Consider the following 20,341-nt stretch of genomic DNA (forward strand, 5'->3'; position numbering starts at 1 on the left):
TTCTATTTTTTTTAAAAATAGGTGTAGAAATAAATGAAAACGGAAATAGGAGAATACATAGGAAAAATTATTTAGGAGGTAATAGCTGTGACTGCATGTCTGCTTATCCATGGTTTTACAGGTGGACCATATGAAGTAGAGCCTCTGGCAATATATTTAAAGGAAAAAACGGATTGGCATGTGGAAATCCCAAGTTTGCCTGGACACGGGCTAGGGGAAGGCAAAGACTTAAACCTGGCAGATGTAACCTATAAAGATTGGATTAATAAAGCAGAAGAAGTATATTTAAAATTAGCAACACAACATACAACCATTTACTTGGTTGGTTTTTCTATGGGTGGAATGATTACAGCATACTTAGCGGCGAAATATAGTGTGAAAGGCTTGGTATTGTTGTCGACATCCCGAAAATACATCAGTATTCCGCAAATCGGTGTAACACTAGTAGATTTCTCCCAAAAGGCAGTTAGGAAAAAGTTGAAAAACGATCCCTTATTTTCCCATTATATTAGCAAATATGGAGCAGTGCCAGTAAAATCAACGATAGAATTTCTGAAGTGCATGAGATTTACTAAACCATATCTAAAACGAATTCATTGTCCAGTCTTTATCGCACAAGGTATTCAAGATGGGATTGTTCCATATAAATCAGCTCACTATCTAGATAAAGAAATTCCTGCTGATGCTGAAATTATCTATTTTCATGATTCCAGGCATTTAATTTGCCTCGGCGAAGATAAAGACCTGGTAGTCGAAGCGGTGTATCAGTTTTTAAAGAAAGAGAACAAGAAGCTCACGAACCATTGATGGCTATATGAGTTAACTATGATCGATGGTGATCTTCATCTTTCTGTTTCTTCTGGTACTGGCAACGAAGAGTACTAAACCAAAGATAACAATCATTCCTCCAAGCCATTGAGACCACGTGATCCACTCTCCCAGAATGAAATAAGCTAAAATAGAAGCTCCAATCGGTTCAAAAAGAATACTCATAGATATCAAGGAAGTACTCACCCATTTCAACGCCCAATTCAAAAGGTTAAGACCTAAGATGGTAGGAATAATTGCTAATGCAGCGAATAGCATCCACTCATTTGGTTGATAGCCTGTTAGAGGATTTGCCATTACTACGTTATATATGATAATCAAAATCCCGCCAATGCCATAAGCAATAAAGGTATAACTCATCACAGATATTTTCGTTCGCACCCCTTGCCCCCAGTAAAAAATAAAACGTAATAAAGATAGCACCAATGAAGGCGAGGGAATCACCATACAGTGCTTCGTTGGCAAGCTGAAAATCTCCCCATGCGATAATTATACTCCCGAAAATGGCAATTAACATACTGATAACAGTACCAGCAGAAAACCTTTCCTGAAAAAAGAAATAGGTACCAATGAAAGCAAAAATCGGTTGTAGTGTAACGATTACTACAGAACTAGCAACAGATGTATATTGAAAAGATTCAAACCACACAATAAAATGTAAGGCCAAACTAACGCCAGCCAGGATAGTGAAAAGCCAATCTCTAGCTGCAAGTTTTTTAAATTCTTCTCTTTTTTTAAACCAGACATATGGCAGTAATATAAGACTGGCAAATAATAAACGGTAATTTGCGATTACAGCTGATGGAACATCATCAGCCAGTTTAACAAGAACAGCAGTCGTTGATACAGAAAGTACTCCTATGACTATAGCCAAATACGGAATGATTTGTTTATTCACGACATCACCTACATCACGATTTTAGATTAGTTGTTTTTCTTAGTATAACAATTATTCCACTAATTCATAATAAAAACTATTAGGAATCAAAATAAAATATTTGAAATGATATGAAATATTTTATAGAATATTATCGAAGAGTGTGTTATGATGTAATAATCCATTGAGTGGTCATTTATAAGCCTCTTCCGTCTGTGGAGGAAGGCTTTTTTCATTGTTATTCGTATGTATCATAGTTGACTGAGCAAGATTTCTTACGATAACGACAAATTACACAGATAACTTATCCTATCTTTAATGCATAATTTATTTATGTAAATATTAAAACTGGGATACACTTAAAATAACGACGAAAAAATGATAATAGATGAGATTTATAAAGCAAAAAGGAGTAGAAGTTAATAGTGACAAATTTTAATGAGTTAGGTATTTCAGAGCCAATTATGAAAGCAATAGAAAAAATGGGGGGGTTTGAAGAAGCAACACCAATTCAAGCACAAACGATTCCGTTAGGTCTTGAAGGAAAAGACGTTATTGGACAAGCACAAACAGGTACAGGAAAAACAGCTGCGTTTGGTATTCCAATGATCGAAAAAATCAACCCGCAGGAACGTAAAATTCAAGGACTTATCGTAGCACCTACAAGAGAATTAGCGATTCAGGTTTCAGAGGAAATCCATAAAATAGCAAAATTCAAAGGTCTTCGTACGCTTCCTGTTTATGGTGGACAACACATGGAACGCCAAATCAAAGCATTGAAGGATGGTCCACATATTGTCGTAGCTACACCAGGACGTCTACTGGATCATTTACGTCGTCGTACTATACGTGTTGATAATGTCCACACGGCAGTATTGGATGAAGCAGATGAAATGTTAAACATGGGCTTTATTGATGATATTCGTGATATCTTAAAGGCTATTCCAGAGGATCGTCAAACATTACTTTTCTCTGCTACAATGCCAAAAGAAATCCGTAATATTGCAGCAACACTTATGAAAAACCCAGAAGAAGTAAAAGTGAAGTCAAAAGAAATGACCGTATCAAATATCGATCAATTCTTTGTAGAAGTACATGAAAAGCAAAAATTTGATACACTAACAAATTTAATGGACATTCATGTACCAGAATTAGCAATTATTTTTGGTCGAACTAAAAAACGTGTCGATGAACTTACAGATGGTTTACAAGCTCGAGGATTCCGCGCTGAAGGTATTCATGGTGATCTAACACAAGGTAAACGTAGTTCTGTATTGAGTCAGTTTAAATCTGGACGTATCGAAATTTTAGTAGCGACAGATGTTGCAGCACGTGGGTTGGATATTTCAGGTGTTACACATGTGTATAACTTTGATATTCCTCAGGATCCTGAGAGCTATGTACACCGTATTGGTCGTACAGGCCGCGCTGGAAAAACGGGTGAAGCTATTTCCTTTATTACACCTAGAGAAATAGCGCATTTACATTTAATTGAAAAAGTAACAAATAGTAAAATAAAACGTTTGACTGCTCCAAGTTACGATGAGGCAAAACGTGGACAACAGCAGCTGACAGTTGATAAATTGATTAAAATAATTGAAAAGAAAGAATTACAGGATTATCGTGAGACAGCTAGCGAGTTATTGGACGAATATGATTCCGTAACGATTGTTTCAGCTGCATTAAAAATGTTAACAAAAGAAAGAAGATTGACACCTGTAACGCTTTCTTCCGTACAACCAGTTAGCGTGAAAAAAGGTGGAAATAAAGGGAACAATAGTAATTTTAGAAATGATAAACGTAGTGGATATGGCCGTAAGGGTAAACAACAACAAAGTGGTGGTCGTAACCGTAAATTTCAAAACAACCGTACCAATAAAGGGAACAGATAAATAACATAGAAAAAAAGGATGCTCGCCTAGTGTGGTCGAGTGTCCTTTTTTGTTGAATTAATCTATTAAAAACTAATTAAATAAGAAATATCGCTACAAGTGCCAGGATGGGTATACCTAAAGTTGTCATATATCCAATAAGTGACAATGATCTCACATAGCTTTGCTCCTGTGGATTAAGCTTTGTAGCTTCTTCCGTCACTTCTGATTTAACTTGCTGAATTTGAATGAAACTATATATAATCACAGCTAAGATAATTAAAACAGGAACAATCAGACTAACAATGGACAGATCTTCTGAGCCCATAAAGGTAAAACCTAAAATAAGCAAAAAGATTGGGATAGCTTCTATTAATGCCACTTGGATAAAGAAGCGGATTTGATCTTTCTGCAAGCCTTTATAATGAAATTCACTTCGTTTGATCCGGTACGATAGTCCTCTCATTAATCTTTTAAATGCGAATAAAATGCCGAGTCCAGCAACGACTGCTGCGATAGTGCATAACCATAGTGCTAACATTTGATCCTCCCCCCCTTAAGTTTTAAAGTATTAGCCGGAGCCATTTCCGGTTTGACATGCACGATATACTTTCTATAAAAAGCTGGATATTAAACCAAGTAAGACTAAAATAATAAGTGCTCCAACAACTATTGGTTTAAGATAAGGTTTATAACGATATCTTTTTTTGTTCCAGCGATTTGGATCAAATCCAATATCATCATCTACTACTTTTCGTCGACGTATATACTTCCGTGGTGAGAAGGGTTCCACGTTTTTTAACAAGACTGGTCCTAGAGCAAATCCCCCCCCAATAAATCCAAATATGTGCCCCCCCGCGATATTAATATTGTCGCGTAGGAATGTCATCACCAGACTAATCACTGAAATAATGAGAATTAATTTAGCATTTTGTGGATCAATTAACCTTTTTTCAAAAAACACCATAAACAGATATAAGCCAAACAGTCCAAAGATGGCACCGGAAGCTCCGACATGAACATAGGTTGGACTAGGTTCCACTACATAAGTTAAAATATTGGCTGCAATTCCAGCAAAAAAGTAAACAAGTAAAAATCTTAATTTTCCTAGCATTTGTTCTAATGCGGGTGCAAATATTACCAATGCAAAAGAATTGAACGCGATATGACCCACTCCGCTATGAAGAAAAATAGGTGTAATCAGACGCCAGTATTCGCCTTGGTCTATCAGGTAATTCGATCCTAATCCATAATAATAAACCCAATCTCCTATAACTGGTACAAAGGCCGTTAGCAGCCAGATGCCAATTTGAACCGCAATAATAATGGAGACTAGCGGATAAAAATGGAGAAAACCCTTAAAGCTTTCAGTCCGTATAAACATAACATTCTCCCTTTAAATTAATATTTCCTTTATCACAGCGCTAACAATCCATTCGATCCGCACTTAATATTTCAAGGAAGTTAAGTGGAAACAACGGATTGCAACCTCCTGATATGTCTTCCTTTATTTTAGCATAAGACAAATCAATAGTTACAGTAAAAGTAAGTCTCTGTTTTTAAATTAGACCATTTTAAGCTATACTGACATTTAATTGGAGTTGATGGTTATGATTCAGGGTATAGGTATTGATATAGTAGAATTAAACAGAATACGAATGATTTTAGAACGGCATCCAAAATTTATAGATCGTATTTTAACGAAAACAGAGAAAAGTACCTACTTTAAATTAGCAACGAAAAAAAGAAAAATTGAATATCTGGCAGGAAGGTTTGCAGCTAAAGAAGCATTTTCAAAAGCGTGGGGTACTGGAATAGGAAAATTGCGTTTTGCAGATATTGAAATTACAAATAACCAGACAGGTGCCCCTATACTAAAAACTAATGTGTTAAACAATGAGAAATGCTTTATTTCAATCTCTCACAGTGAACAATATGCAATTGCTCAGGTAATAATTGAAAGTGAATCTGCATAATAAGAGAGGTTGTCTCATACTATTTTAATGCGGGTAGGAGGGAACAAGATGTACATCGTAACCGCGAAAGAAATGTACGAAATAGACCGTTTTGCGATAGAAGAAGGGGGGGGAATGGCAGGAAAATTACTGATGGAGAATGCCGGATCACAAGTAGCGCATCACATTAAAGAAGATTATGCCATTGATCAGAAAATAGCTATAGTTATCGGTGGAGGTAATAATGGTGGAGATGGTTTTGTCATCGCAAGATATTTGGTAGATACTGGCTTTGACGTATCTCTTTTTCAGTTAGTAACCGATGAGAAAATTAAGGGAGATTCAGCTTATCATAAGCAATTATGGATAAATCGATCAGGTGTGATAGAGCATGTGACGGAAGCAAGTCAATTGCAGAAAAGACTAAGAGCGTTTGATATTGTTGTGGACGCAATTCTTGGGATTGGAGTATCAGGCCGTATTCGTGAGCCAATTCGAAATATGATAGCTGTTATCAATCAATTAGATATCATTCGAATTGCAGTAGATATTCCAAGTGGTTTACCTGCTAATGATGATGAAGATGTAGATATAGCTGTCAAAGCAAACCGAACTTTTATCATTGAAGCGCCAAAGGTATCTGCATTCTGTGAACCTACTAGTAAATATTATGGGGGATTGGGAAGTAATTAAAATAGGGATTCCAGCGCTTGCCTATTCAGATATAATGTCGAAAAGGATCTGGCGTAAACAGAATGTAAAGGAATCTTTTCCACAAAGAGATATTTATGCTCATAAAGGCTCCAATGGAAGAGGCGTTATAATCGGTGCGCAACCTACAATGCCTGGATCGGTGCTTTTGTCAGTGAGAGCTGCATTACGCTCGGGAGCTGGATTGATAACAGCTGCCACTTTAAAAGAAAACATTCCAATTATTGCAAATGGATGTGTGGAAGCCACCTACCATGTATTACCGAATTTAACCGATCAACTTACAAAGAATGATCTGGAAGCAATACAACAACATGATGCAATCGCAGTAGGTATGGGAATGGGAAGAAGTAAGTCTGCATTGGTTTCATCTATTATCGAGAATGTAGACAAGCCGCTACTGCTGGATGCTGATGGACTATATCACCTGAAGTCATTGTTAACTAAAAAAACGGAAAGAAAAGCTGCCATTATCATTACACCACATTATGGTGAAATGGCAATGCTGACGGACTTACCGGTTTCTGCTATTAAACAAGCGCCCTTTAAAATTTCCAGGCAATTTGCGACTAAGCACCAAGTATATGTGGTTCTGAAAGGGAAAAACACAATCATAACAGCACCTAATGGAGATCAAATTGTGAGCAATCAAGGAAACCCAGGGCTTGCAAAAGGTGGAACAGGTGATGTGTTATCAGGTATTCTACTAACAATGATTATGCAACATCAAAATATCCTGGAGGGGGCTAGCGAACGGATGCTACTTACACGGTAAGGCGGCAGATTTGCTGATTTCTCAAGAACAACATACCGAACACGATTTATTAGCTACTGATGTGATCGAAGGTCTATCGCAAGTATTTCGTATATTGTCTTAACGGGTGATCGTGTTCCCTTTGTCCAGTCAGATGAGACAAAGGAGAGATATCGCGATGAAAAAATATACAAGCATTTTAATCGGTATTGTATTGCTTTTCGTTTTATCAGCTTGTGGGGGGGAGAAGTCAAAAGAAGACGTGGTTGAAAAGTTAGAAAGCATGGCAGAGAATATGAGTGCATATCAGTCACAAGCAATGATGACATTGAAAACGGGAAAGGAAAAGCAAGTGTACCGGATTGAGGTAGCCCATAAGAAAAAAGACTATTATCGCGTCTTGTTGAAGAACGAAAAAGATGAAGAGAGCAGTCAAATAATATTGCGAAATGAAGAAGGTGTTTTTGTGTTAACACCTGCTTTAAATAAAAGCTTTAAATTCCAAAGTGAGTGGCCAAGTAATAACAGCCAGCCGTATTTATTTCAATCCCTAATTAAGGACATAGCGGACGATAGTGAAGCAACTTTTACCACAACTGAGAACTATTTCGTATTTGAAACTAAAACAAGTTATGAAAGCAATAGTAATCTTCCGTATCAGACTATTTATTTTGACAAAAAGACATATGCACCTGTATTAGTAAAAGTATTAGATCATGATAAGAATTCATTGGTTGAAGTAGAATACTCTAACTTTGAGTTAGATCCGGAGTTACCTGAAAATACCTTTGATATGGAAATTAATATGACAAGCAGTATTTTCGGAGTACCAGTCATGGCACAGGAAGATTTACCAACGCAGTTAACCGTTTTGTATCCATCTGAACTTCTGGGAGCGGAACTAGTAGAGGAAAATCAAATGGAAATAGAGAATGGAAAACGAGTGTTATTGTCATATGAGGGAAATAAGAATTTTGCAATTATTCAGGAAACAATGGGTATCTATCCGACAAGTACAGCCTCCCCTGAAATGGTAAATGGTGAACCGGTTGATTTAGGATTTACCATAGGTGCCCAGACAAGTAAATCACTTGAATGGCACTATCAAGGTGTTAATTACTATTTGGCAAGTGACCAATTAACGAAAGAGGAAATGCAAGAAGTAGCACAATCAATGTCAATGGATGAGGCAATGAAATAACCGCAGAAGCAGACTTTATTAAGAAGTCTGCTTTTTTGCATATAAAAACAGTAATAGCACAGTATAACTAAACTGCGAAGTACTGCTTTACTTTGAAAGTACGATAAGAGTTTACAAAAGCTCCGTCCATATACTTCGCTTTCAGCGGGCATGGCCTCAGCTAACTCAGAAAAGCAAAGATCGCTTTTCTGAGTTAGCTGTAGCCGCACCCCTAGGAAAGGGAGTGTTTTTCCGCAGCGTTGGTTATAAACTCATCAATATTCTTTAAGAATAACCATCCATAAAAGTTTTCACTAGGTCGCAGTTTGTGTCATTTCTGAAGGAATGTGTATTTTTGTACTATAGGCAATTTCGTTATTATGGTTTATAATGGAGGGCGTGATTAGATAGGAATGGAAGAAATGAGGAATAGCAACATGAATAATAAATTTTATCGTGATTCCTGGGTAGAAGTGAACTTAGATCATATTATATATAATATACAACAATTAAAGGATAAACTAAATAACCACACGGAAATATATGCAGTAGTAAAAGCAAACGCTTATGGACACGGCGATGTTGAAGTCGCAAAAGCAGCCTTACAAGGAGGGGGGGCTACAAGACTTGCAGTTGCTGTGCTGGATGAAGCTATTAGTTTAAGGCAAGCAGGTTTAAAAGCTCCGATTCTTGTAATGGGTTGGATTAGGCCAGAAGATGTTCAAGTGGCAGTTGAGTTTGATATAACTGTGACTTGTTATCAAAAAGAATGGCTTGAGCAAGTCCGCGAATTAAAGTTAACAAAGCCAGTGAAGGTGCATATGAAATGGGATACAGGTATGGGACGGATTGGTATTCGAACAGAAGCAGAATTACTTGAAATAATCCCTATATTAAAAGACGAAAATTTTTATTTAGAAGCTATTTTTACTCATTTTGCTACAGCAGATGAAGCAAACAGTACTCATTTTGACAATCAGCTTCTTCATTTTGAACGTCTATGGAAGACGTTTCAAAACGAATGGAACCTTCATAAAGTGATGATTCATACTGGAAACAGTGCAGCAAGCATGCGTTTTCCTGAAAAAATGTATGACTTTGTTCGTTTTGGAATTAGTATGTATGGGCTTTACCCTTCTGCTGTAGTAAAAAGAGAAAGGCCAATAAAACTTAAACCAGCACTTTCCTTGTATAGTCGACTTATTCATGTTAAGCAGGTAAAAGAAGGTACTCCAATTAGTTATGGGGCCACATATGTTACAGAAAGTGAAGAGTGGATAGGAACCGTGCCATTAGGCTATGCAGATGGAATTCGCAGAGGGTTGCAAGGTGCAAAAGTTATCGTGAACGGAGAACGTTGTGAAATCATTGGACGAATTTGCATGGATCAATTTATGGTACGATTAACAAAACCAGCAAAAACAGGAGATATCGTCACGTTGATTGGGAGTCAACATACAGAAAGTGTCGAAATGGATGAATGGGCAGATTATTTAAATACTATAAATTATGAAATTGCCTGTATGATTAGCAATCGTGTACCCCGAATTTATCAATCAAGTAACGATCAATAGTCGTTTTTATTAATAAAATAACTAATAACTGGAAATAATTAAAGATATAATGTTGAAAAATATGATGAATTATCAAAAACCCCCCCTTTGCAATGCCTCTTTGAGAATGGTATGATTAAGTTAGATTTTTATAAATAGGCTTGTCAATGTTGTTGGAGGTGTATGGTTTTGTCTGAAGACTTACAAGAAGTTGCGGTGCGGTTACCTAAGAACCTACTGAATGAGGTGGATGGCTTGATGAAAAGTGAAGATAGCAATTTAAGTGATTTTATTTGCCAGGCGACAAAAACATATTTGCGTGAAACGAAGAAGCGTCATATTCAAGAATCAATGCAACGAGGCTACATGGAAATGGCTAAAATCAATTTAAATATTGCTTCTGAAGCTTTCCGAGCGGAAGAGGAGGCTGAAAACACCCTAGAGCGCCTAGTGAGTGGGGGGGTGTAGGTCTTGATTGTTAAAAGAGGCGACGTATATTTCGCCGATCTTTCCCCCCCAGTGGTGGGGGTCAGAACAGGGCGGTGTGCGTCCTGTATTAGTTTTGCAAAATGATATTGGAAACCGCTTCAGTCCAACTGTTATTGTAGCTGCTATTACAGCCCAAATCCAAAAGGCAAAATTACCGACACATGTCGAAATCAATGCAGAAAAATACGGGTTTGAACGCAATTCTGTTATTTTGTTGGAACAAATTCGTACGATTGATAAACAAAGGTTAACGGATAAAATAACACAACTAGACAGTAACATGATGGAACGGATAGATAAAGGATTAGAAATTAGTTTGGGGTTAATTGATTTCTAAATGTTTTATCTTCCAAACATCCTTGCTTATAAAAGCGAGGATGTTTTTTTACTAATTAGACAAGAAAATTGTCGTATTAAGTGTGTAAAGGTATAATAATCGATAAAAAGGTATTTTTATTGTAAAATAGTAATTAAAAGAAAATATAATATCTTTCGGAGGTAGAAAAGATGCCTGAAGTATTAAGAAAAATTGTAGTAGAAAATAGTGATATTATTTCAAAAAACTGGTTAGATGAAATAACTGAGAAAAGAAAATCAGACTATACGTCTAATATATCAGAAAGCTTGTACCATTCCACCAATCAAGAGTTTATTAATGTTATCTTTTCCAGTATCAATCATCGAGGTGATACCGTGGAAATGGATGACTTTGCAGAAAGACTGATTAATTTAGGTTGGCCATTAAGTTATATAACAGATGGTTTACAAACCTTCAGGAGAGTAACGATTGAATTTATTTTAAATCAGTCTGATAAAGTAGATACAAATGAGTTTTCTCGCATATTAAAAATAGTCGAAGATGGGTAGAACCGATTATCAACCAACTCGTTAATCAATATTCTGGGAGTTGGGAGCATACGGTATCCTTACAGCGCTTGGCATTGCAGGAGCTCTCTGCACCTTTAATTCCGGTCATGGATAATATTACTGTGATGCCACTGATTGGAACCATTGATACGGAACGCGCCAAGCTAATCATGGAAAATTTGCTAGAAGGAGCTATGAAACATAACTCTCAAGTCATACTGATTGATATTACCGGTGTACCTATCGTTGATACAATGGTAGCTCATCATATCATTCAAGCCGCTGAAGCTGTGCGCTTGATAGGTGCAACTTGTATCCTGGTGGGAATTCGTCCGGAAATTGCTCAGACCATTGTTAATTTAGGTATTGATTTAAGTAATTTTCCAACAAAAAGTTCATTGCGTAAAGGTTTTAAAACAGCTTTATCTTTGACTAATCGTGAAATAGTGGACTTAAATACATCGAGAGAAGAAGACATTACCAAAATTCTAGATTCATTAAAATAAGGAGGGGCTCTTATATGAGAATACCAATATTAAAACTATACAACTATTTATTGGTATCTATTCAAGTCGATCTTGATGATCAATCCGCTATTGATTTTCAGGAAGACTTACTTAGTAATATACATAAAAGTGGCGCAACAGGAGTTGTTATTGATTTAACCTCTGTTGAAATTATTGATTCCTTTATTGCTAAAGTACTAGGTGAGGTTGTTTCTATGTCAGATTTAATGGGGGGGGCAAAAGTAGTATTAACTGGTATTCAGCTGCAGTCGCGATTACTCTAATAGATTTAGGTATTCATATGCAAAATGTTCCGACAGCATTAGATTTGGAACAAGGACTTATTAAACTTCGCCAGGAACTGGAGGAGTGAGCATGCAGACAAAATCGTGTGTAAAAATTAAAAAAGAATGGGATATCGTGGGAGCCAGACAAATGGGGCGTGAACTGGCAAAGGAATTAGGTTTTGGTACAGTTGATCAGGCAAGGATTGCTACAGCGATATCAGAATTAGCACGTAACATATATTTGTATGCGGAGAAAGGCGAAGTGTCATTTGAAATAGAGGAGAATATGAATAGAAAAGGTTTAAAAATTATTGCTTCTGATCAAGGCCCTGGAATAACGGATGTTAGTAAAGTAATGGAAGATGGTTACTCTACTTCTGGTGGACTTGGTGCTGGTTTGCCAGGTGTGAAAAGATTAATGGATTATTTTGACCTTATCACAGAACCAGGTAAAGGAACGACTATCGTCACAATTAAATGGGTGCGTTCGTCCTTATGATTAAGTAATATTTTAATGATTAAATTTTCATTATACTCCTAAATCATAGTTGGCATATATAATCAAAAAGAAATCATAGCTGTCGCAGTTGGGAGGACCTATGGGTGGAATCCTTTAAATTTGATGTTAACAATTATCGAGACTTATTAGAAAAATATATTGTTTCTGAAGATGAAAAATCTCTATATCAAGCAGAACAATTTAGTAAGCTATCCATGCAGCATAATATTTCACCAGAAGAAATTATAAATGTTCATATTCAAGCATTACAGCAAATCTTTCCTGATTTATCAAAAGAAATATCTGTGTCGATGAATTTTTTGTTAGAAACAATGATATCTTATGGATTAGCATATCAGGAGTTTCAAACTCTCAGAGCTAAACAAGGAGAGTTAGAATCAGAGATTTTAGTGGCTGCTAATATGCAACAGACGTTATTATCTACTACAAAGCCTGAAATTAAAGAATTGGATATAGGGGGCAATAAGTGTACCAGCAACCAAAATGAACGGGGGGGATTACTATCATTTTGTTACAGATCCATCAGGTAATATTGGTATCGCTATTGCTGATGTGATTGGAAAGGGAATTCCTGCAGCGTTAGCAATGTCGATGATTAAATATTCATTAGATAGTTTTCCTGATGCATTACAAACACCGAGTATCATATTGGAGAACTTAAATCGAGTTGTGGAGCGGAATGTGCATTCCAGTATGTTTATTACCATGTTCTATGGTCTGTTTCATCCGAGTACAGGCTTATTTCAATTTTCGTCAGCAGGACATGAGCCTGGATTCTATTACAGTGCAGAGAACGATAAATTTCACGAGATAAAAACGAACGGCTTATTACTTGGTGTGTCGAACTCTGCTATATATGAACAATGTGATATTGAGATGAAAATTGGTGACATGGTAATTTTATTAACTGATGGTGTTACCGAATGTCGAGTAAATGATCAATTTATTGAAACCAATGAAATATTGGATGTTATCCGCAAATATATGCATTTACCTGCACAAGAGGCAGTTGAACTTGTATATCGTCATTTTGAACGTCTGCAAGGCTTTCATCTAAGAGATGACTTCACATTAATCTTCATGAAAAAGTAAGTTTATTACTATTGGATACTGGGTATAGATGACGGTAACCATAGCACAAACTTTATACAGACTAAGATTAAACATAACGTTAGATAATATAGATGAAATCACATTTCAAAAATGATTAGGAGTGAACAATTATGAATCTGACGATAGAGTGGAATGATAATCGACCTATCCAAAACTTAAATTTAGCTGGAGAAATTGATGCATATACAGCTCCCAAGTTAAAGGAAGCCCTTTTGCCATTAACTGAACGTGAAGGGGGGAAACGGTTATTGTTAATTTGGAACAGGTCAATTATTTAGATAGTACGGGACTGGGAGTATTCATAGCAGCGTTAAAATCGACGAAAGAGTATCATAGTGAAATGCGCTTAGAAGGATTACAAAGTCGTGTACAACGTCTTTTTGAGATTACAGGATTAAATAGCATTATGAATATTGAATCAACTGTACAAGGTGGGAAATAAGATGGAACACTTTGACTTTATTGAAATAAAAATACCGGCAAAAGCAGAATATGTTGGAGTGGTTAGATTAACCGCTTCCGGCATAGCAAATCGAATGGGTTTTAATTATGAAGATATTGAGGATTTGAAAGTCGCAATATCGGAAGCAATATCTAATGCCGCGGAACATGCTTATCAGAAGGATGAATCAGGAGAAGTAACAGTTGGTTTTTGCCTTTATCAGGATCGATTAGAGGTTATGGTAGCTGACCGCGGTGAAAGTTTTGATTTAAAAGAGGTAAGAAATAACATCGGTCCATATAAAAATGATAAATCAATTGAAGACTTACGCGAAGGAGGCTTTGGTCTTTTCTTGATTGAGGCATTAATGGACAAGGTAGAAATAAAAAATGACTACGGTGTAATTGTGCTCATGACCAAGTACCTTCATGAAAATGAGGTGGATATTAATGACGACAAGATCTCGACCACACAATGAGCGCAATGATGATGTTTATCAATGGATTAAAGAGTTCCAGGAAAATCCTAAGGATCAGGTAACACAGGAGAAACTTGTATTAACTTATCATAAACTGGTAAAATCGTTAGCTCGTAAATATTCAAAAAATGATATGATTTATGAAGATTTAGAACAAGTTGGAATGTTAGGCTTATTAGCAGCAATTAGACGATATGATCCGGAAATAGGTAAATCCTTTGAATCTTTTGCAATTCCGACAATAATTGGTGAAATTAAACGCTTTATCAGGGATAAAACATGGAGTGTCCATGTACCAAGAAGAATTAAAGAATTAGGTCCAAAAATAAAAAAAGCCACTGAAATTTTAACAAATGAAATGCAAAATTCACCAACCATTAAAGATATTGCTGACTATCTTGAAGTATCGGAAGAAGAAATCTTAGAGACAATGGAAATGAGCCAAAGCTATAATGCATTATCAGTAGATCGAAAGATTGAAGCCGACTCAGATGGCAGCGAAGTATCTATACTTGATTTAATAGGTAATAAAGAATCTGGTTATGAAGACGTGGATCTACAACTTTTACTGGAAAAAATCATGCCAATATTAAATGAACGGGAACAGCAAATTATACATTACACCTATTTTGAGAACAAGAGTCAGAAGGAAACTGGTGATGTATTAGGTATATCACAAATGCATGTATCACGAATACAAAGACACGCACTTAAAAAACTCCGGGAAGCACTACTAACAGAGAATACGGAGGCTATTCGCTAATGAGTGAAAATCAAAGAAAAATAGATATATCTATTTTTCAAAAGTCCAAAAAGGGAAACTTTTTTTGTGGAGATAGTTATTTTTATCATGAGGCAGATAACACTTTTATATGTGCATTGGCGGATGGGCTTGGTAGTGGTGAACATGCAAAAGAATCATCACAAATTGTAATGGATGTAATCCAGGATAATAGGAATGAAACAGTGTCAACTATGATGAAAAAGAGTAACAAGAAATTAGTTGGTAAACGTGGCGTTGTTTTAGGTATTCTACAAATGGATCTCGATACAAAACAATATTTCTATTCATCCATAGGTAATATCGGTTTAATGACAATATCTTCTGATTCGGTGAAAAGAAGAAATATCCCACAAGTTGGTTTTTTAAGCGGATATGAACGCCCGTTTAAAGTGGTTTCAGATAAATTAGAGGATGATATGATTTTTGTGATGTTTTCAGATGGGTTGATGAAAGAGAAATATCAAACTCCTATTTTCTTCATAAAGATGTAACCCATATTACAGATACCTTTGCCAAGTTGTATCATAATAAATTGGATGATGATACAACTTTAATAGCAATGAAATACAAAAAGGAATCTCTTTCATAACAAAGAGATTCCTTTTTTGAATAGAATCATTTATTCGTATTATATTTAAACTGAGAAGTAACTGTTTATTTTGAAAGCTTGATAATTGTGACAAAAGCTCCGTCCATTTACTTCGCTTTCCGCAGCGATGGTAAACCATTCATCATAATTCTTTATGAAGAACGTTCAAATTAATTTACAGTTTGTGTTGACGCTTTAAGTAGTTGTGGGCAGGTTAATATTGCAATCATCTAAGGATTTCTTATTTAACCTCTTTTTTGTTAAAATAGAGAAGGATTCGTATGAAGGAGGAAATACATTGGCAAATAATGAAGACTATTTACAGCTAATAAATATTGTTGCAGATAGAACTAAGATTAATCAGAAAGCAGTAAAAAGTGTGATTCATCTTTTTGAAGAAGGGAATACCGTTCCGTTTATCGCCCGCTACCGTAAAGAGATGACAGGTTCATTAGACGAAGTACAGATTAAGGACATTCAGGATGCGTGGAATTATGTCAATACATTAGAAGATCGTAAGAAAGAAGTAATCAGATTAATTGATGAGCAAGATAAGCTGACAGCAGAATTGCAACAAAACATTGAAAAAGCTACTCAATTACAAAAGGTTGAAGATTTGTATCGACCTTATAAACAAAAGCGTCGCACAAGAGCAACAGTAGCTAAAGAAAAAGGATTAGAGCCTTTAGCTGAACAAATTTTCAAACAGCAAAATCTTAAGTTAGAAGAAGAAGCTCGTAACTACTTATCCGAAGAAAATGAATTACATACAATAGAAGATGTGCTTATGGGAGCGCAGGATATTATTGCAGAATGGATAGCAGATGACCCAAAATTCCGCGAACAAATCCGTAAACTTACTTATCAGAAAGGAATGGTCCTTTCTAAAGGGAAGAAAACAGATATAGATGAAAAGAAAATATATGAAATGTACTATGACTATAATGAAGCAGTTAGTAAAATTGTGTCTCACCGGATACTGGCAATAAATCGTGGTGAGAAAGAAGAAATACTCAAAGTTTCTATGGAAGCTCCAGAAGATTCTATAATCGAGTATCTTAACAAACAAGCGATCAATCAAAAAAGCACCGAAGAAATCAAGGAATTTATCTCAGAGATTATTTCAGATAGTTATCAACGCCTGATACAGCCTTCTGTCGAACGGGAAATTAGAACCTCGTTAACAGAAAAGGCAGAAGAACAAGCTATCGATATTTTCTCCAAAAACCTAAAAAGCTTATTATTACAACCGCCTTTAAAAGGGAAGTATGTGTTAGGTGTTGATCCTGCTTTTCGTACGGGATGTAAATTAGCAGTAGTTGATGATACAGGGAAAGTAAAAGCAATCGATGTGATGTATCCAACTGCTCCAAAACATGATACAGCAGGTGCAGAAAAGAAAGTATTGAAATTTTTGCAAGATTACCCAGTTGAATTAATCGCTATTGGTAACGGAACCGCATCGCGAGAAACAGAACAGTTTATAGCAGACCTGATCGATAAACAAAAATTGGACATGGCCTATATTATAGTGAATGAAGCTGGTGCAAGTGTGTACTCTGCATCTAAATTAGCCCGTGAGGAATTTCCTGATTTTCAAGTAGAGGAAAGAAGTGCGGTATCGATAGCGAGACGTATCCAAGATCCGTTAGCAGAACTAGTGAAAATAGAGCCGAAAGCGATCGGTGTAGGCCAATACCAACATGATGTTAGTCAAAAAAGATTATCAGAATCACTATCCTTTGTCGTTGAAACAGCCGTTAACCAAGTTGGAGTAAACGTGAATACCGCTTCTTCATCGTTATTACAGTATGTTTCAGGACTAAACAAAACAGTCGCGAATAATATTGTGAAATACCGTAATGAAAATGGTAAATTCAGCAGTCGCAAACAATTAAAGGATATACCAAGGTTAGGAAATAAAACATATGAACAAAGTATTGGTTTTTTACGTGTCATAGGTGGTCAGGAACCGCTGGATCAAACGCCGATTCATCCAGAATCCTATAATGCTGCAAAACACGTATTAACAGAAGTAAGTGCAGATGTTAAAGAATTAGGTACTCTTCCATTAAAAGAGCAGTTACAGCAGTTAGATAAGAAAGTTCTAGTGGATAAACTAGGTATTGGTTTACCGACATTGGAGGATATTTTAAACTCATTAATTAGTCCAAATCGGGATCCGCGTGATGATTTGCCTAAACCATTATTAAAGAAAAATGTACTCTCGATGGAAGACCTTAAGAATGGCATGGAATTACAGGGAACGGTTAGAAATGTCGTCGATTTTGGTGTCTTTGTTGATATAGGTGTAAAACAAGATGGATTAGTTCATATCTCTAAATTGTCTAACCAGTTCGTTAAACATCCGATGGATATCGTTTCTGTCGGAGATGTTATCACAGTATGGGTTGATCAAGTTGATCAACAGAAGCAGAGAATCGCTTTAACTATGATTCAAACATAAAAATATAAAGTGAAGGGGTGCTGCATGTATCCCTTTACTCTTCTTCATAATTTTCAGATTTGCAATAAAAAAACCAACATTGATTTAATAATTGAATTTGATACTTATTCTTACAAAGGAAAGCACCAGTCAATTGCCTTTTTAACCAAGTGGGCATGTTTACTCCCCCCTTTTTTAGAATGTTATAATAGTAGTTTATGAATCTTATGAGATAGGTGTGAAATGATGTTACCGATGTGTCAAAGGGATTTAGAAGCATTAACGAATGAACTTTCCTCTCAATTTTTTAATAAGGAATTTAATGATAAAGTACAATTTAATCCGCGGCTAAGGACTACCGGCGGCCGGTATATACCGGCCAAAAGAGTGATTGAACTAAATCCTAAGTATTTTGGAGAACTAGGTTATGAAGAATTTGTGGGTATTATTAAACACGAGCTTTGTCATTATCATCTGCACATTGAGGGAAAAGGGTATCAACATCGAGATGCTGATTTTAAACAATTATTAAAAATGACTAACTCTCCAAGACACTGTACCCCCCCTTTGCCATCTATGGAAAATGACCTTAAACATCTTTATAAATGTAAAAATTGTGGTCACTTATATGAAAGGAAAAGGCGTATTAATATGAAGAGATATCGTTGTGGTAAATGTAAAGGTATGTTAACATTAGTCCGTTCCACTCTAAATAATTCTTATAATTCTATTGACTAATTTCGTCATAGTATGGTAAATTATACAGGCGCTACTTTGATGGGCGTTCACAAATTTTTTATTAACTAAAATTAAACGTATAAAAAAGCTATTGACATAGAAGATTAAATGATGTATTATATTCTAGGTCGTCAACAAAAAGTTTTTATTATTCCACAGTAGCTCAGTGGTAGAGCAATCGGCTGTTAACCGATCGGTCGTAGGTTCGAATCCTACCTGTGGAGCCATGGAGAAGTACTCAAGTGGCTGAAGAGGCGCCCCCCCTGCTAAGGGTGTAGGTCGTGTAAGCGGCGCGAGGGTTCAAATCCCTCCTTCTCCGCCATTTATCTTTCAGTATGGCCCGTTGGTCAAGCGGTTAAGACATCGCCCTTTCACGGCGGTATCACGGGTTCGAATCCCGTACGGGTCATCCATAAAATTTAATAGGTCCGGTAGTTCAGTTGGTTAGAATGCCTGCCTGTCACGCAGGAGGTCGCGGGTTCGAGTCCCGTCCGGACCGCCATTTATTGGGCTATAGCCAAGCGGTAAGGCAACGGTTTTTGGTACCGTCATGCGCTGGTTCGAATCCAGCTAGCCCAGCCATTTTTTTGACTAATAATGACACAATATTTGTCTAAAAGATAAATATATTATTCTTACTGTTTGATCGATACTTCACAAGTTAAGAATAGTTCCATTTATGAATATTTCTTAAAAGGGTTTGTTATGAGAAAAGTTAATGTCAAAATATATTATGTAATAAGAGCTATTAGCTCAGTTGGTAGAGCATCTGACTTTTAATCAGAGGGTCGCAGGTTCGAATCCTGCATGGCTCACCATTCATCTTTTCGACACGGAGCGGTCGTGGCGGAATGGCAGACGCGCTAGGTTGAGGGCCTAGTGGGAGATAATCCCGTGGAGGTTCGAGTCCTCTCGACCGCATCAAAAGAACAAAGAAAACTATTGACTTTTTGAAACAGAATATGTTATATTAATATATGTCGCTTTAATAAAGCGCCCGTAGCTCAATTGGATAGAGTGTTTGACTACGAATCAAAAGGTTAGAGGTTCAAGTCCTCTCGGGCGCACCATGACCGGGAAGTAGCTCAGCTTGGTAGAGCACTTGGTTTGGGACCAAGGGGGGGTCGCAGGTTCGAATCCTGTCTTCCCGACCAGCCAATCATTCACATTTTATATATTGCGGGTGTAGTTTAGTGGTAAAACCTCAGCCTTCCAAGCTGATGTCGAGGGTTCGATTCCCTTCACCCGCTCCATAATTAATATGAATGGGCCTGTAGCTCAGCTGGTTAGAGCGCACGCCTGATAAGCGTGAGGTCGGTGGTTCGAGTCCACTCAGGCCCACCATTTATAAAC

General features: G+C 36.6%; 19 protein-coding genes, 11 tRNA genes and 5 pseudogenes. 31 read left to right on the forward strand and 4 right to left on the reverse strand.

Translation table 11 applies throughout. The features are described 5' to 3' along the window. The first annotated feature begins 87 nt into the window (after positions 1 to 87). Positions 88 to 807, forward strand: coding sequence for an alpha/beta hydrolase (locus JCM21714_RS09715; protein WP_035723834.1), 720 nt, complete (start codon positions 88 to 90; stop codon positions 805 to 807). Between the two features lie 12 nt (positions 808 to 819). On the opposite strand, the pseudogene JCM21714_RS09720 reads toward JCM21714_RS09715, so the two are convergent. Continuing rightward, positions 820 to 1,726 (reverse strand): annotated as a pseudogene (locus tag JCM21714_RS09720) (DMT family transporter). A 404-nt stretch (positions 1,727 to 2,130) separates the two neighbouring features. On the opposite strand from JCM21714_RS09720, the gene cshA reads away from it, so the two are divergent. Beyond that, on the forward strand, positions 2,131 to 3,597 hold the full coding sequence (gene cshA, locus JCM21714_RS09725; protein WP_035723835.1) for a degradosome RNA helicase CshA: 1,467 nt from the start codon (positions 2,131 to 2,133) through the stop codon (positions 3,595 to 3,597). 76 nt (positions 3,598 to 3,673) lie between these two features. Here the strand turns inward: cshA and JCM21714_RS09730 are convergent, their stop codons facing one another. Both JCM21714_RS09730 and JCM21714_RS09735 read right to left on the reverse strand, forming a co-directional pair. Further along, the gene (locus JCM21714_RS09730) at positions 3,674 to 4,117 is read right to left on the reverse strand and encodes a hypothetical protein (protein WP_035723837.1); all 444 of its coding nucleotides are present in this window, start codon (positions 4,115 to 4,117) and stop codon (positions 3,674 to 3,676) included. Between the two features lie 72 nt (positions 4,118 to 4,189). After that, a complete protein-coding gene (locus JCM21714_RS09735) occupies positions 4,190 to 4,960 on the reverse strand; it encodes a rhomboid family intramembrane serine protease (RefSeq protein ID WP_035723839.1) in 771 nt (256 codons plus the stop codon). 226 nt (positions 4,961 to 5,186) lie between these two features. Here JCM21714_RS09735 and acpS point away from each other — a divergent pair, with 226 nt between their 5' ends. From acpS to JCM21714_RS09810, 17 genes and pseudogenes are all read left to right on the forward strand, one after another. Continuing rightward, positions 5,187 to 5,552: a holo-ACP synthase gene (gene acpS / locus JCM21714_RS09740; RefSeq protein ID WP_035723841.1), complete on the forward strand. Its 366-nt coding sequence runs from the start codon at positions 5,187 to 5,189 to the stop codon at positions 5,550 to 5,552. Between the two features lie 48 nt (positions 5,553 to 5,600). Next, positions 5,601 to 6,224, forward strand: coding sequence for an NAD(P)H-hydrate epimerase (locus JCM21714_RS21370; RefSeq protein ID WP_235182750.1), 624 nt, complete (start codon positions 5,601 to 5,603; stop codon positions 6,222 to 6,224). Beyond that, positions 6,202 to 7,017 carry an NAD(P)H-hydrate dehydratase gene (locus JCM21714_RS21375; RefSeq protein ID WP_235182751.1) on the forward strand — a complete coding sequence of 272 codons (816 nt, stop codon included), beginning with the start codon at positions 6,202 to 6,204 and terminating at the stop codon, positions 7,015 to 7,017. The genes JCM21714_RS21370 and JCM21714_RS21375 overlap by 23 nt, the downstream gene beginning before the upstream one ends. Positions 7,018 to 7,174: 157 nt before the next feature. After that, positions 7,175 to 8,197, forward strand: coding sequence for a LolA family protein (locus JCM21714_RS09750; protein WP_035723844.1), 1,023 nt, complete (start codon positions 7,175 to 7,177; stop codon positions 8,195 to 8,197). Between the two features lie 416 nt (positions 8,198 to 8,613). Next, positions 8,614 to 9,750 (forward strand): alanine racemase, encoded by a 1,137-nt coding sequence (alr, locus tag JCM21714_RS09755; protein WP_035723846.1) that lies wholly within the window; start codon positions 8,614 to 8,616, stop codon positions 9,748 to 9,750. Positions 9,751 to 9,912: 162 nt separating this feature from the next. Next, a complete protein-coding gene (locus tag JCM21714_RS09760; protein WP_035723849.1) occupies positions 9,913 to 10,197 on the forward strand; it encodes a CopG family ribbon-helix-helix protein in 285 nt (94 codons plus the stop codon). 3 nt (positions 10,198 to 10,200) lie between these two features. Then, a pseudogene (locus tag JCM21714_RS09765) lies at positions 10,201 to 10,555 on the forward strand (type II toxin-antitoxin system PemK/MazF family toxin). Between the two features lie 170 nt (positions 10,556 to 10,725). Continuing rightward, a pseudogene (gene rsbRA, locus JCM21714_RS09770) lies at positions 10,726 to 11,591 on the forward strand (RsbT co-antagonist protein RsbRA). A gap of 14 nt (positions 11,592 to 11,605) precedes the next feature. Continuing rightward, positions 11,606 to 11,964, forward strand: a pseudogene (locus tag JCM21714_RS09775) (STAS domain-containing protein). A 2-nt stretch (positions 11,965 to 11,966) separates the two neighbouring features. Further along, a complete protein-coding gene (locus JCM21714_RS09780; protein WP_035723851.1) occupies positions 11,967 to 12,377 on the forward strand; it encodes an anti-sigma regulatory factor in 411 nt (136 codons plus the stop codon). Between the two features lie 104 nt (positions 12,378 to 12,481). Continuing rightward, positions 12,482 to 13,490 (forward strand): annotated as a pseudogene (locus JCM21714_RS09785) (PP2C family protein-serine/threonine phosphatase). Positions 13,491 to 13,621: 131 nt separating this feature from the next. Then, positions 13,622 to 13,789: an STAS domain-containing protein gene (locus JCM21714_RS24725; RefSeq protein WP_439644453.1), complete on the forward strand. Its 168-nt coding sequence runs from the start codon at positions 13,622 to 13,624 to the stop codon at positions 13,787 to 13,789. Continuing rightward, entirely contained in the window at positions 13,768 to 13,953 is a 186-nt protein-coding gene (locus JCM21714_RS24730) for an STAS domain-containing protein (RefSeq protein WP_439644454.1), read from the forward strand. Before JCM21714_RS24725 ends, JCM21714_RS24730 begins: the two co-directional genes overlap by 22 nt. 1 nt (position 13,954) lies before the next feature. After that, positions 13,955 to 14,431 (forward strand): anti-sigma B factor RsbW, encoded by a 477-nt coding sequence (gene rsbW / locus JCM21714_RS09795; protein WP_035723854.1) that lies wholly within the window; start codon positions 13,955 to 13,957, stop codon positions 14,429 to 14,431. Then, the gene (sigB, locus tag JCM21714_RS09800) at positions 14,403 to 15,194 is read left to right on the forward strand and encodes an RNA polymerase sigma factor SigB (RefSeq protein ID WP_035723856.1); all 792 of its coding nucleotides are present in this window, start codon (positions 14,403 to 14,405) and stop codon (positions 15,192 to 15,194) included. The genes rsbW and sigB overlap by 29 nt, the downstream gene beginning before the upstream one ends. Then, a complete protein-coding gene (locus JCM21714_RS09805; protein WP_369403539.1) occupies positions 15,194 to 15,706 on the forward strand; it encodes a PP2C family serine/threonine-protein phosphatase in 513 nt (170 codons plus the stop codon). Before sigB ends, JCM21714_RS09805 begins: the two co-directional genes overlap by 1 nt. 396 nt (positions 15,707 to 16,102) lie before the next feature. Beyond that, positions 16,103 to 18,271, forward strand: a complete 2,169-nt coding sequence (locus JCM21714_RS09810) for a Tex family protein (protein ID WP_035723864.1) — start codon at positions 16,103 to 16,105, stop codon at positions 18,269 to 18,271. Positions 18,272 to 18,305: 34 nt separating this feature from the next. Here JCM21714_RS09810 and cmpA read toward each other — a convergent pair whose 3' ends face one another. Next, positions 18,306 to 18,428, reverse strand: coding sequence for a cortex morphogenetic protein CmpA (gene cmpA / locus JCM21714_RS19820; RefSeq protein WP_148295005.1), 123 nt, complete (start codon positions 18,426 to 18,428; stop codon positions 18,306 to 18,308). 68 nt (positions 18,429 to 18,496) lie between these two features. Here cmpA and JCM21714_RS09815 point away from each other — a divergent pair, with 68 nt between their 5' ends. The 12 genes from JCM21714_RS09815 to JCM21714_RS09870 all read left to right on the forward strand — a co-directional run bounded on the left by JCM21714_RS09815 (position 18,497) and on the right by JCM21714_RS09870 (position 20,332). Further along, positions 18,497 to 18,988 (forward strand): SprT family protein, encoded by a 492-nt coding sequence (locus tag JCM21714_RS09815; RefSeq protein ID WP_035723866.1) that lies wholly within the window; start codon positions 18,497 to 18,499, stop codon positions 18,986 to 18,988. A 152-nt stretch (positions 18,989 to 19,140) separates the two neighbouring features. Then, a tRNA-Asn gene (locus tag JCM21714_RS09820) sits at positions 19,141 to 19,215 on the forward strand. 1 nt (position 19,216) lies between these two features. Further along, positions 19,217 to 19,310: transfer RNA gene (locus JCM21714_RS09825), tRNA-Ser, on the forward strand. A 15-nt stretch (positions 19,311 to 19,325) separates the two neighbouring features. Further along, positions 19,326 to 19,397 (forward strand) — tRNA-Glu (locus JCM21714_RS09830). 16 nt (positions 19,398 to 19,413) lie between these two features. Beyond that, positions 19,414 to 19,490 (forward strand) — tRNA-Asp (locus JCM21714_RS09835). Positions 19,491 to 19,495: 5 nt separating this feature from the next. Beyond that, positions 19,496 to 19,570 (forward strand) — tRNA-Gln (locus tag JCM21714_RS09840). 160 nt (positions 19,571 to 19,730) lie between these two features. Then, positions 19,731 to 19,806: transfer RNA gene (locus tag JCM21714_RS09845), tRNA-Lys, on the forward strand. A 19-nt stretch (positions 19,807 to 19,825) separates the two neighbouring features. Continuing rightward, positions 19,826 to 19,909: transfer RNA gene (locus JCM21714_RS09850), tRNA-Leu, on the forward strand. A gap of 72 nt (positions 19,910 to 19,981) precedes the next feature. Then, positions 19,982 to 20,058 (forward strand) — tRNA-Arg (locus JCM21714_RS09855). A 4-nt stretch (positions 20,059 to 20,062) separates the two neighbouring features. Beyond that, positions 20,063 to 20,142, forward strand: a tRNA-Pro gene (locus JCM21714_RS09860). Positions 20,143 to 20,167: 25 nt separating this feature from the next. Then, positions 20,168 to 20,241: transfer RNA gene (locus JCM21714_RS09865), tRNA-Gly, on the forward strand. A 14-nt stretch (positions 20,242 to 20,255) separates the two neighbouring features. Beyond that, positions 20,256 to 20,332, forward strand: a tRNA-Ile gene (locus tag JCM21714_RS09870). Positions 20,333 to 20,341: the final 9 nt, after the last annotated feature.

It is taken from the genome of Gracilibacillus boraciitolerans JCM 21714 (assembly GCF_000521485.1).
In the GTDB taxonomy this organism is placed as follows: domain Bacteria; phylum Bacillota; class Bacilli; order Bacillales; family Amphibacillaceae; genus Gracilibacillus; species Gracilibacillus boraciitolerans.